This window comes from Bacillus sp. RZ2MS9 (assembly GCF_001816185.2).
GTDB classification, from domain to species: domain Bacteria; phylum Bacillota; class Bacilli; order Bacillales; family Bacillaceae_G; genus Bacillus_A; species Bacillus_A cereus.
Genome location: NZ_CP049978.1, coordinates 3,615,098 through 3,627,421, shown reverse-complemented (window position 1 = coordinate 3,627,421; position 12,324 = coordinate 3,615,098). Strand labels below are relative to the sequence as shown.

Genomic DNA, 12,324 nt, shown 5'->3' with positions numbered 1-12,324 from the left:
TGATTCTGAAGGCGATTAGAGGGACTAAGGAGGAATTTATAATGTCTAGATACACAAAAGAAGATATTTTCCGTTTGGCGAAAGAAGAGAATGTAAAGTATATCCGTTTACAATTTACGGACCTTTTAGGGGTAATTAAAAACGTAGAGATTCCAGTGAGACAATTAACGAAAGCTCTTGATAACAAAATGATGTTTGATGGATCTTCGATTGAAGGTTTCGTACGTATTGAAGAATCTGATATGTATTTATATCCTGATTTAGACACTTGGGTAATTTTCCCTTGGACAGCTGAAAAAGGTAAAGTAGCTCGACTAATCTGTGATATTTACAATGCAGATGGCACTCCATTTGATGGAGACCCACGTAACAACTTAAAACGTGTGTTAAAAGAAATGGAAGCTTTAGGATTTTCAGACTTCAATCTTGGACCAGAGCCAGAATTCTTCCTATTTAAGGTTGATGAAAAAGGAAATCCAACATTAGAACTAAACGATAACGGTGGATACTTCGACCTTGCGCCGATGGATCTAGGGGAAAACTGTCGTCGTGATATCGTTCTTGAACTTGAAGAAATGGGATTTGAAATTGAAGCATCTCACCATGAGGTTGCTCCAGGGCAGCACGAAATTGACTTTAAATATGCAAATGCAATTCGCTCATGTGATGACATTCAAACATTCAAACTTGTTGTAAAAACAATTGCTCGTAAACATGGTTTACACGCAACGTTTATGCCAAAACCACTATACGGTGTGAACGGTTCAGGTATGCACTGTAACTTATCATTATTTAAAAATGGTGAGAACGTATTCTTTGATGCAAACGGTGACTTACAATTAAGTGATGATGCTCGTCACTTCATCGCAGGTATTTTAAAACATGCACCAGCATTTACAGCGATAGCAAACCCAACTGTAAACTCATACAAACGTCTAGTGCCTGGATATGAAGCGCCTTGTTACGTAGCATGGTCTGCACAAAACCGTAGTCCGTTAGTACGTATCCCTGCATCTCGTGGTATTAGTACACGCGTAGAAGTACGTAGTGTTGACCCAGCTGCAAACCCATATTTAGTAATGGCTACATTATTAGCTGCAGGTCTTGATGGAATTAAAAACAAATTAACTCCACCAGCAGCAGTAGATCGTAACATCTATGTAATGACAAAAGAAGAGCGCGAAGAAGCAGGTATCGTTGACTTACCAGCAACATTAGCGCAAGCATTAGTTACATTACAATCTAATGAAGTAGTATGCGGTGCACTAGGAGAACACTTACTTGAGCACTTCATCGAAGCGAAAGAGATTGAGTGGGATATATTTAGAACACAAGTTCACCAATGGGAACGCGATCAATATATGTCTCTATACTAAGAGGCTTGAACCCTTGATACAACTCGTATCAAGGGTTTTTTAATTCCCAATTATTACACTTTTATGTGGTTGCAAAATGAAAAAAGCCACATAAAAGCCACGAATTAATAACAAGTAGTGATATCATAGAAAAACATTATCAGATAAACGTAAGTTTTATATAATTTGTGAAATGAAAAAGCCTTGATACTACGGTATCAGGGCTTTTTTAGTGAAGTTATTGGATATATTAACTACTAGGTAATGGATTATTTTTGGTTATTTTGAATCATGTTACTAAGAAAATCTTTTCAAAAGAATTAATTTTATCTTTTTTTAAATCACTTGTGCTATAACTTAATAATTCTTTACTGCCTGTACAACGCGACCAATTATTTTTACATCTTCAGCTGAAAGGTCGTAAGTTTTTGGTTCGTGGATAGGGTCATTACTCAATGGTATTAAAGTAATGATGCTTCCGGATTTTGAAATCTTTTTCACGGTAGCATCATAACCATTGACTTTTACAACAGCAATTTGTCCGTTTTCAACATAAGGAGTTTCCTCTACTAAAACATAAGAACCATCAGGGAATTCGAGATTCATGCTAGTGCCTTTTACAGTAAGATAAAAATACTTTTTACGCTTGTTTAAAAATGTACTCAGCATGGGTAAATAGCCTTCAATATTTTCTTCGGCGAATATAGGTGTACCAGCTGCTACAGAACCAATGATAGGAATATGAATAATGTTTGATTGATCGTTTTGGATGGTTTCATAAATAGAAACTTCTTCTTTAACAGTATTGTCCTCTTGAGTTGCGAGTCTTTCTAAATCATCAGTAGTGATTCCTAATCCCTTACAAACTTTTATGACATTATCAACAGACGCTTTACCAATCCCTCTTGATAACATGGATTGCAGTGTTGTGGGGGGGAGACCTATTTTTTCGGCGAAGGCTCTTTTGCTATAGCCAGCTTCTTTTATTAAGCGTGTTACAACCTCTGCTTTTTTCATTACTTTCACCATCTTTCTTATTAAAATGTATACGATATTGCGTATTTCTGTATATATCATAACCTAACTAAAATTGTTAGTAAATAGAAATATATACGAAATTGAGTATTTAAATACGTTTTTTTGTTGACTAAATACGGAATTGAGTTTATATTTAAATGGAAATGAACGCAATATCGTACAAGGGGAACAGGTGGTGAGTCAATGTATCCGAATTTGCGTGCAGAGATGGCGAGAAAAAGAATTATGATTACACAAATTTCTTCGCATCTGAAACTTCGCCACGCAACAGTGAGCGACAAAATAAATGGTAAATTTCGTTTTTATTATGATGAAGCTTTTGAAATTAAGAAAACTTTTTTTCCAGAACATAGTTTGGAATATCTTTTTGAATTTGAAGAAAATGAAGCGAGTTGAAATCGGAGGAGATTTACTTAAAATGTAACGCTATAATCGAATTATTAAATGATGATTTAATAAGAGGGTTCATATCAAAGTATTTAATTTAAATTCCGATAACTAGTTAATTTGTAAAAAGAAAGTAACGAATTATGGGTAGTGCGAAATTATCTCAATGCAATAAAGATAGCCCAAAATTAGTAGTGAGGAGGAGATGAGGATGAGGCAATTAACTGACTCATCAGTACATAGTTCATTAGTATTTGAAGTTAATGGCAAAGTAGTAACGGATAGTTTGGTAATTGCGAAGATACTCAAAAAAAATCACTTGGACGTTTTGAAGGAAGTTCGAAAACAAATTGTATATGTAGGTGAAGAGTTTGGAGGAGAAAATTTTCACGAGTCCACTTATGTTAATTCAAAGAACAGGCGAATCTCTAAATATGATTTAACAGAAGAAGCATTCACGTTACTTGTTATGGGATATACCAGTAGAGAAGCGGTTGGAATGAAAATTAAATTTATGAAAGAGTTCAAACGAATGAAGCAGTATATACAAAATCAACAAAATGTGCCAAAGGATCCAATGGGGGTTTTAAAGTTAACATTTGCTGCGTTAGAAGGACATACTCAGGAGATACAAGAGATTAAGTCTGAGGTGAAGGGATTGCGAGAAAATATGCCGCTTTATGCTATCGAGTGTGAAGAAATAACAAGGGCTGTAAAAAGGTTAGGCGTTATATTATTGGGAGGTAAAAATTCAAATTCTTATCAGGATATCGGCCTTAGAAGGAAGTTATATAGAGACATTTACAGTCAGTTACATCGGGAATTTGGTGTGAATAGTTATAAAGCTATTAAGCGTCATCATTTGGATAGAGCAATACAAATTATTAATGAAGAATATTCAATTCCAACTGTTTTAAATGAAGAAATTACAGTTAAAAACTCACAAATAAATATGGCAGACATTCAGTAGGAGGAAAGAACATGCAAAGAAAGATTTTAGTGATTACTAGCAGTTTAGCAGGGTTACCAACTGTCAGTGAATTTAAAACAAAAGAAGATGCAAAAGAGCAGGTTAGAAAGCTTATTCAAAAAGGAATGAGTCAAAATGTGATTCGTATAACACAAGAAATTCCAATGAATATCGAAATTCAAGTGGATGTTGAATTTGAGGAATAAGAGAGGTTTAGAAGAAAATAGATATGGATAGCATGATTGTTTTGAATGAATGCATAAGAAAAGAATCCGTTGCAGCGGATTCTATAAGAAAAAATATCTCTAGATAAGTATAACATTGAATACCGTTTTTGAGAATTTATGAGGTGGCTAGTATGGGGATTATTCGAGTGAAAAAAGATAGTAATTATTCCGTTATAAATAATACTGGTTTAAAAGATGAAAGGTTGTCATGGAAAGCGAAGGGGATCTTAGCCTATGCGCTTACATTACCAGACGATTGGACTTTTCATATTAGCGAGTTAGCTCGACATGCTAAGGATGGAGAAGATTCACTCCGTACAGGTTTTAAGGAATTAAAAGAATTAGGTTATGTAAAACGTTATCCTGTTCGTGATGGGAATACGAAAAAAATTACAAGGTGGGATACGGAAATTTACGAAACGCCACAAAGGAACATGCCACAAGTGGAAAACCAAGATGTGGTAAAGCCATATGAGGAAAATCAGAAACTACTAAATACTAATAGACTAACTACTAATAAACGAAATACTAATCATTATGATGATATGGATAAATTAGAATCTCGTGTATTCATCAATGAGAGGGTTAAAGTAAGTTGTAACTTTATTAAGGGGATGGGCATTCCGTTAAGTGAAATTGCAATTGCAGAGTTGGGGGATTTTTGTAATTTGTTTAGTGATGAGTTAATTCAGCATGCAATTAATAAAGCCGTTGATGAGAATGCACCAAGATGGAACTACATTAAGGCTATATTGAGGAATTGGAAGGAGCAAGAAGTTAAAACATTAGTTGATGTGGCTACACTAGATAGACGTTTCGAAATGAGCAAGAAAAAGAAATATAACGGGACAGGTAGGAAGTATTCAAATAGAAAAGAGATTGTACCCGATTGGTTATATAAAGATGATGAATCAACAAATCCAGAAGGGGAAAGAAAAACCGTGCAGTCTATTGATGAAGAGCGTGAGAGATTACAAGAAGTGTTAAATAAATATAAGTCATAAGAAAAAATGTTAGGTGATTTTGTTATTTTAAAATATATTATGTTAATAAAATAATAATACAATTATATTCTTTAAAGATTCCCAATGCATAGTGAACAGTATTATAAAGGTAGTAGTGAATGTTTGGATCAAGTATGAACCATTTGTAATTTCATTTTCTTTCTTAAGGTTCTATGGGGACTGTTAGAAGTTTTTTCAAAAGGATTCAGGAATTAATTACGATATCGGAATTCTAAAGATGTAATGAACTTATCAATAGAGGGTCAAAAATGTTAGGAAAGGGTTGTGTTTATAAAATGAAAGATAATTTACAGGTAATAAAGATTGAAAAGGCTAATAAGCATATTCATTCTATTAAATTAGTATTAAGAGACTTTGTAAAAAGAATGGAAGTGGGTGAATCAGTAAGTGTTCGAATGGCTCAAAGATTATAAGAAGTTAGAAGAAGAAATTGCTTATTTAGAATACAACTTAGATAAATCAAAAGCCGAATTGAAGCGTTGGATTAGCGGTGATTTGCAAAATGTAAGATTAACCGCTGAATCGGAAGGGGCTAAGGTAGAAGGGCGTATTGAAGCAATTGAATATGAATTAGCTCATAAAATGAATGAAGAGTGTGATTTAAAGCTTTTGATTAATAAGTTTACAGGACTGGATCATCAAATACTTAAAATGAAATATGTTGATGGAATGACTTTAGAGCAAATTGCGTTTGAATTACATTATAGTACAGGCTATATACGCCGAAAACATGCTGAAATAAGGAAGATTGTCAAGTTTTTAGATGGATTTTAGTGTTACTTTTTTGTAGGATACATGCAGTGTACAGAAAGTATTGAAAAAGTGATTTATAGTAGTAATATAAGATTTCGACGAAAGGGCAACTATTTTTATGGTTGCTCTTTTTGTTGTGAAAGAAGGTGAGCAACATGTAGTGATTTTATAGATTAATTGGTATTTGGCTGATAGTCATATTTCGTAAAGTAGTACTTTTTTAGATGAAAATAATAGAAAAATAAGGAGATGTTTAGTAATGGATCAATTAGTCGCTTTAGCTACAACAGTGAATCTGCCGCAAAAGGTTTTGAGATGGAAGACAATGGTAGAAGAAGAATGTAATGCACAAGGTGTATCAGAGTTAGTGCCTTATGTTCTTGGAATTATTATGGTGGAGAGTGGTGGGGATTCTGAAACGACTCCCGATATTATGCAGTCAAGTGAATCCCAAGGGAGACCTGCGAATTCAATTAACAATCCGAAGGAATCCATTCACTACGGAGTAATGCATCTAAAAGGAGCGTTTGCAGATGCAAAGAATTACGGCATTACTGATTTAAGTGCTATTGTGCAATCGTATAATTTTGGACGTGCGTACATTCGATGGTTAGCAAATAATAATAAACAGCATTCATTATCTGTGGCGGACTTGTATTCTAAAACCGTCGTTGCACCATCTCTTGGTAATACAAATGGTACAATGGTTCGATATAGTCATCCTATCGCAGTGGCGTACAATGGCGGTTATCGATATAAAAATGGCGGGAATTTTTTCTACGCTGAAATTGTAAAACAATATGTAGATTTTACCGCAGGCGGTGTTCCGCAACCAGAAGGAATTGGGTTCGCAAAATCAATATACTGGGAAGGATATGGTATTAACTATTACGATGGACCACACGGTAACTATCTGGGGGACTTTACGACAGCAGCAGAAGTATTATACTGGGATGCGTACTGGGGAGAAGATAATGATGTTTGGTTAGATTTAGGTAGAAGTCGTTGGGTAAAGGCAGAGCATTATTATTGGAGACCCTTCAAAGCAATATCAAAATTCCCAGAAGGATATGAAGTAAGCTATTGTGATGGAATTGACGGTGCATACAAAGGCAGTATTAACTCAAAAAAACCTCTTACAGTATTCTTCCGTAAAGAAGGCTGGATCGATATTGGTGGGAATAGTTGGGCACCAGAGAAACACTTTGACATTGTAGATATTCGATAAAAAAACAGCTCTGTTAAGAGTTGTTTTTTTATCTTTAAACGGTGTTTTAGGCAAGAAAAGTTAGTTATATAGAATAATAGCTTTCGATATTTTTGACTAATTTCAGTGACATTTAACTTATGGTTACAAGATAGATATTTTAATAGTAGATAACAATAGGGAAATGTTCTGTCTTGTTCATTTTAAGGTTGGAAAACCTACAATATATTTAAAAATAATAAATATAGAAATAGAAAGGAAGATTTATATGGCAACATTTATTTATCCAACAGATACAACGAGAGTAACGAGTGGTTTTAGGGGTGACAGACCAGATCATCATGGGATAGACCTTGCCGAAGCAGGCTATCATCCAATTTATGCAGCAGCAGGAGGGCAAGTTAGTCGTTCGTATTTTTCAACTAGTTACGGTGAGTGTATTATGATTGTCCATAATATTAATGGAGTTACATGGGAAACCGTATATGCTCATATGCGAAGTGGTTCTCGTACAGTTAAACAAGGTGATTATGTTACACAAGGACAAACAATCGGGGTTATGGGAGAAACAGGACAAGCCTATGGTCAGCATTTACATTTTGAAATGCATAAAGGCAGCTGGAATATGAATAAGAGTAATGCTGTGAATCCGTTAGACTACTTGGGAAAAGGTGGCATTGGTGGTACGCCGCAACCAGAGGGGATTGGGTTCGCAAAATCAATATACTGGGAAGGATATGGCATTAACTATTACGATGGACCACACGGTAACTATCTTGGGGACTTTACAACAGCAGCAGAAGTATTATATTGGGATGCGTACTGGGGAGAAGATAATGATGTATGGTTAGATTTAGGTAGAAGCCGTTGGGTAAAAGCAGAGCATTATTATTGGAGACCCTTCAAAGCAATATCAAAATTCCCAGAAGGATATGAAGTAAGCTATTGTGATGGAATTGACGGCGCATACAAAGGCAGTATTAACTCAAAAGAACCACTTACAGTATTCTTCCGTAAAGAAGGCTGGATTGATATTGGTGGGAATCGTTGGACACCAGAGAAACACTTTGACATTGTAGATATTCGATAAAAAAACAGCTCTGCTAAGAGTTGTTTTTTTAGTCTAAAATTTTTATAGGAGAAAGAAGGCGAATGGAAATGAAGAAAATTGCAGATTTATCTCATCACAATGGTTCAATAAATTGGGCGGCAGCTAGTAAAGAGCTTGAACTTGCTATTATACGTGTACAATATGGATCAAGGACAATTGATACACGTTATAAAGAGTATGTACAAGGTTGTAAAGAATATGGTGTCCCATTTGGGCACTATGCTTATGGATGTTATGTAAGTGTTCAGGATGCTATTGTAGAAGCAAATGATTTTATGGCGCGCGCTGATAAAGAAGCAAAATTTTTAGTATTAGATGTAGAAGATGATACCTTAGCAAGTTGTGGAGCGGCTAACTTAGCAAAAGCTTCGCAGGCATTTATTGATACGTGCCGTGCAGCAGGTTGGAAAGTGGGTCTATATGTATCACACCACATGTATACAAGCTATGGACTTAATACTGTGAATGCGGATTTCCTTTGGATTCCACGTTATGGAAATAAACCAGCTTATAGTTGTGATTTATGGCAGTATACAGAAACAGGTAGTCTTGCAGGCGTAACTGGTAATGTAGATTTAAATTATTTAAACAGTAAAAAATCTCTTGAATGGTTTACAGGTAAGGGTGGCGTTGTTGGTGCACCGCAACCAGAAGGGATTGGGTTCGCAAAATCAATATACTGGGAAGGATATGGCATTAACTATTACGATGGACCACACGGTAATTATCTGGGGGACTTTACGACAGCAGCAGAAGTATTATATTGGGATGCGTACTGGGGAGAAGATAATGATGTATGGTTAGATTTAGGTAGAAGCCGTTGGGTAAAAGCAGAGCATTATTATTGGAGAACTTTCAAAGCAATATCAAAATTCCCAGAAGGATATGAAGTAAGCTATTGTGATGGAATTAATGGCGCATACAAAGGCAGTATTAACTCAAAAGAACCACTTACAGTATTCTTCCGTAAAGAAGGCTGGATTGATATTGGTGGGAATCGTTGGGCACCAGAGAAACACTTTGACATTGTAGATATGCGATAAAAACTTCAGTAGTAACTGTTTTTGTATTCTATAAAGTTATGACATAAAAGATAGCTTTAGTAAGAATTATAAGACAGAGAGATAGCGATAAGGACATATTGGTGTTAAAAGATGATAAAAGATTAGAGTCACTCGAATGAGTAATTATTTAGATTAGAAAAGGAGTGAGAATAATAGAAGAGCAGATCTTAAATTCAATGATTCAACAAGGAGCATTCGCAGCTTTATTTGTGTGGATGCTGTTTACTACGCAAAAAAAGAATGAACAGCGTGAAGAACAATATCAAAAAGTTATTGAAAAAAATCAACAGGTCATTGAAGAACAAGCAAAAGCATTTAGTTCGTTGTCGAGAGATTTATCGGATGTTAAACAAAAAATCTTGGGAAACGGGGATGAGAAATAAAAATATAATATTAAATTATTTGTCGCGTATGCAGGTTTCCCAGTAAAAATTCGACTAATATATACTAATGAGAAAAAGCCCTAATACCGCTAAGTATTGGGGCTTTTTCTCATTAATCTATAGTGAATACGGTTATGTTTGATTCTTCAAGAGGAAAGAGTGAATGAATTCCAATATTAATGTAAATAAAATGAAACCTTGAATGATGTTTAGTGATAATACGTTCTTATTCAGGAGTTCGTTTATTCATTTTCTAAATTTAGGCAATAAATATAGCTTAGTACCTTGCAATAAACAATACCGAGTGGTATATTATGGATAAGATAGGTACTGTGCATTGAACAGTACTAAGATAGGAAAGGAGGATGGCACTTGAACGTTCAGTTTAAAAAAGGTGTGCTTGAACTTTGTGTATTAGCACTTGTAAAACGTAAAGATAGTTACGGTTATGAACTTGTTCAGCAAATTTCTAATAAATTTTTAATATCGGAAGGGTCAGTATACCCTTTATTACGTCGTTTGACGAAAGAAGGGTATTTTCAAACGTATTTAAAGGAATCTACGGAAGGGCCACCTCGTAAATATTATCAATTAACAGAGCAAGGGGAGACGCAATTTCATTTGTTAGTAACAGAATGGTGTGATTTTGCGAAAGGGGTACAAGAAATTATTGAAGGGGTGGAATGGGATGAGTAAAGAAGGGTTTCTTAAAGAATTATCAAGTTATCTTAGAAAGTTACCAGAGGCAGAGAGGCAAGATATTTTATTGGATTATGAAGAGCACTTTCAGTTTGGACTAGAAGAGGGGAAAACTGAATCAGAAATAATACAAGGCCTTGGTTCTCCGAAAGTAATAGCGAAAGAATTACTTGCGATGTATCGCTTCGATGAAATGAAAAAAAATCCATCGACTTCAAATGTGACAAGAGCTGTTATGGCAGCGATTGGACTTAGTTTGTTTAATTTTATTATTGTGTTAGGACCGTTAGTCGCAATTATTGCTTTTATATTTTCTTTTTGGATCGGTGGTATTGCTAGTGTAGTAACACCATTTTTCGTTATTGGAAAAGTATTTATGGGTACTTTTATATGGTTGGATCTTTTCGTTAGTATAACGTTTGTTGGAGTAGGTTTATTGTTATGTATTATCGCTTTTTATAGTACAAAGTGGTTTAAGAGATTGTGTGTACGATATGTAATATGGAACTTCAAAATGATAAAAGGAGAGTAAATGATGAAAAAACTATTTTTAATCGCTATTGCTTGTATCATTATTGGAGTAATAGGAATTTCCCAAACATATGAAAAAGCAGTACAAACTGCTAAAAAAGGCGATAAAGAAAATGTAATTAAAAACGAAACATTAAAAAATATAGAAGTTAAGTTAGATGCCGGGGATATTATTGTCCAAAAATCTCCTGACTCTTCTTTTTATATCAAGCAATCAGGAGATGTACGTAAACAAGAGATTCGTATCGCAGAAGATGGTGACACATTAAAAGTTATTGGGGAAAGAGAAAAAGGTGCTTCATTTGATTTTTCTTTTTACGATTTTAGGTTTCAAACGTCTAAATTGACTCTCCTTGTGCCCGAACGCTCTTACCAAGATGTAAAAGTAAATTCATCTGCTGGACAAATCGAAATGAGTGATGTGAAAAGTGATAGCGTAAGTGTTAGAACACTTGCTGGAGAAGTAGAGTTGAAACAAATAACGGCTAAGAATGTGGAGGGATCGACAAAAGCTGGTGAGGTGAATTTTAAGAAGGTATTAGGGAAAGTGACCGCAAAAACAACAAGTGGGGAAATAAATATTCAAGATCATGATTCTAAGTATAATCTAGAAGCAAGTTCAACTGCGGGAGATATAGATATTACTTTATCGGAAAAACCACAAGATGCGGTAATTACTGGGCAAAGTGCTGCCGGAGATGTAACAATTTTTAATGAAGAAAATAAAAACGTAACAATTGGAAATGGTAGTAAAAAGATTAGTGGTAAAACGGCTGCTGGAGATGTGACGATTAAAACTCGTTAATAAGAAATAGAATGCATGGAAATCTATCAAAATACAAAAAAGAAGATAATTACCGTATATAAATAAGGTAATTATCTTCTTTTTATTATTTTTTAATGTAAATCACGATATACGCCAATTACTTTCCCGATAACTGACACTTGTTTTAAAATGATAGGTTCTAATGAAGAATTTTCTGGTTGTAAACGGAAATGGTCTTTTTCTTTATAGAAACGTTTAACAGTTGCTTCATTATCTTCTGTTAAAGCGACTACAATTTCACCATTATATGCAGACTGTTGTTGGCGAACAACAACTAAATCTCCATCGAAAATACCAGCTTCAATCATACTATCTCCAGAAATACGTAACATGAACACTTGGTCTGCTCCAGCAACAATACTAGCTGGAAGTGGGAAATGTTCCTCTACGCTTTCGACCGCTGTAATTGGTAAACCAGCAGTAACTTTTCCGACAATTGGAACTTGAATAACAGATTGTGTTTCCGTATCCATTCGGTCTTCACCTAAAATTTCAATGGCACGTGGTTTTGTTGGATCGCGTCGAATGTATCCTTTTTCTTCTAATCGTGATAAATGTCCGTGCACTGTAGAACTAGAAGCGAGGCCGACTGCTTGACCAATTTCACGTACGGAAGGTGGATATCCTTTTTCTTGTACTTTTAGCTTAATAAAGTCGAGAATGTCTTGCTGGCGTTTCGTTAACTTTTCCATGTTTTCTAACACCTCGTTTTCTTTCATTTTTCTTATTAATAAGTATAACATGTGAA

Annotated in this window: 16 protein-coding genes; 14 read left to right on the top strand and 2 right to left on the bottom strand. The window is 34.9% G+C overall.

What is annotated here, in order from left to right:
* Window positions 1-41: 41 nt before the first annotated feature.
* Complete coding sequence (gene glnA, locus BHV55_RS18440) at window positions 42-1,376, top strand: type I glutamate--ammonia ligase (protein WP_000092763.1); 1,335 nt, start codon at window positions 42-44, stop codon at window positions 1,374-1,376.
* Between the two features lie 336 nt (window positions 1,377-1,712).
* Here glnA and BHV55_RS18435 read toward each other — a convergent pair whose 3' ends face one another.
* Window positions 1,713-2,372, bottom strand: a complete 660-nt coding sequence (locus BHV55_RS18435) for a LexA family protein (RefSeq protein WP_033683142.1) — start codon at window positions 2,370-2,372, stop codon at window positions 1,713-1,715.
* Between the two features lie 204 nt (window positions 2,373-2,576).
* On the opposite strand from BHV55_RS18435, the gene BHV55_RS18430 reads away from it, so the two are divergent.
* The 13 genes from BHV55_RS18430 to BHV55_RS18370 all read left to right on the top strand — a co-directional run bounded on the left by BHV55_RS18430 (window position 2,577) and on the right by BHV55_RS18370 (window position 11,555).
* Window positions 2,577-2,789: a hypothetical protein gene (locus BHV55_RS18430; protein ID WP_048567457.1), complete on the top strand. Its 213-nt coding sequence runs from the start codon at window positions 2,577-2,579 to the stop codon at window positions 2,787-2,789.
* Window positions 2,790-2,991: 202 nt separating this feature from the next.
* Window positions 2,992-3,750, top strand: coding sequence for an ORF6C domain-containing protein (locus tag BHV55_RS18425; protein ID WP_069605451.1), 759 nt, complete (start codon window positions 2,992-2,994; stop codon window positions 3,748-3,750).
* Between the two features lie 11 nt (window positions 3,751-3,761).
* Window positions 3,762-3,956, top strand: coding sequence for a hypothetical protein (locus BHV55_RS18420; RefSeq protein WP_001189064.1), 195 nt, complete (start codon window positions 3,762-3,764; stop codon window positions 3,954-3,956).
* A gap of 152 nt (window positions 3,957-4,108) precedes the next feature.
* Window positions 4,109-4,981, top strand: a complete 873-nt coding sequence (locus BHV55_RS18415) for a DnaD domain protein (RefSeq protein ID WP_069605450.1) — start codon at window positions 4,109-4,111, stop codon at window positions 4,979-4,981.
* A gap of 269 nt (window positions 4,982-5,250) precedes the next feature.
* On the top strand, window positions 5,251-5,415 hold the full coding sequence (locus BHV55_RS18410) for a hypothetical protein (RefSeq protein WP_000900735.1): 165 nt from the start codon (window positions 5,251-5,253) through the stop codon (window positions 5,413-5,415).
* Window positions 5,390-5,776: a DUF1492 domain-containing protein gene (locus BHV55_RS18405; protein ID WP_000464424.1), complete on the top strand. Its 387-nt coding sequence runs from the start codon at window positions 5,390-5,392 to the stop codon at window positions 5,774-5,776. The genes BHV55_RS18410 and BHV55_RS18405 overlap by 26 nt, the downstream gene beginning before the upstream one ends.
* A gap of 238 nt (window positions 5,777-6,014) precedes the next feature.
* Complete coding sequence (locus BHV55_RS18400; protein WP_030027273.1) at window positions 6,015-6,983, top strand: lysozyme family protein; 969 nt, start codon at window positions 6,015-6,017, stop codon at window positions 6,981-6,983.
* Window positions 6,984-7,230: 247 nt separating this feature from the next.
* Window positions 7,231-8,052 (top strand): M23 family metallopeptidase, encoded by an 822-nt coding sequence (locus tag BHV55_RS18395; RefSeq protein ID WP_030027267.1) that lies wholly within the window; start codon window positions 7,231-7,233, stop codon window positions 8,050-8,052.
* Window positions 8,053-8,120: 68 nt separating this feature from the next.
* A complete protein-coding gene (locus tag BHV55_RS18390) occupies window positions 8,121-9,116 on the top strand; it encodes a GH25 family lysozyme (protein ID WP_030027266.1) in 996 nt (331 codons plus the stop codon).
* A 173-nt stretch (window positions 9,117-9,289) separates the two neighbouring features.
* Entirely contained in the window at window positions 9,290-9,520 is a 231-nt protein-coding gene (locus BHV55_RS18385) for a BhlA/UviB family holin-like peptide (protein ID WP_030027264.1), read from the top strand.
* A 372-nt stretch (window positions 9,521-9,892) separates the two neighbouring features.
* Window positions 9,893-10,216, top strand: coding sequence for a PadR family transcriptional regulator (locus BHV55_RS18380; protein WP_001102627.1), 324 nt, complete (start codon window positions 9,893-9,895; stop codon window positions 10,214-10,216).
* Window positions 10,209-10,751: a DUF1700 domain-containing protein gene (locus BHV55_RS18375; RefSeq protein ID WP_048567461.1), complete on the top strand. Its 543-nt coding sequence runs from the start codon at window positions 10,209-10,211 to the stop codon at window positions 10,749-10,751. The genes BHV55_RS18380 and BHV55_RS18375 overlap by 8 nt, the downstream gene beginning before the upstream one ends.
* Window positions 10,752-11,555 carry a DUF4097 family beta strand repeat-containing protein gene (locus tag BHV55_RS18370; protein ID WP_000976240.1) on the top strand — a complete coding sequence of 268 codons (804 nt, stop codon included), beginning with the start codon at window positions 10,752-10,754 and terminating at the stop codon, window positions 11,553-11,555.
* 92 nt (window positions 11,556-11,647) lie between these two features.
* Here the strand turns inward: BHV55_RS18370 and lexA are convergent, their stop codons facing one another.
* Window positions 11,648-12,268, bottom strand: a complete 621-nt coding sequence (gene lexA / locus BHV55_RS18365) for a transcriptional repressor LexA (protein WP_000413738.1) — start codon at window positions 12,266-12,268, stop codon at window positions 11,648-11,650.
* Window positions 12,269-12,324: the final 56 nt, after the last annotated feature.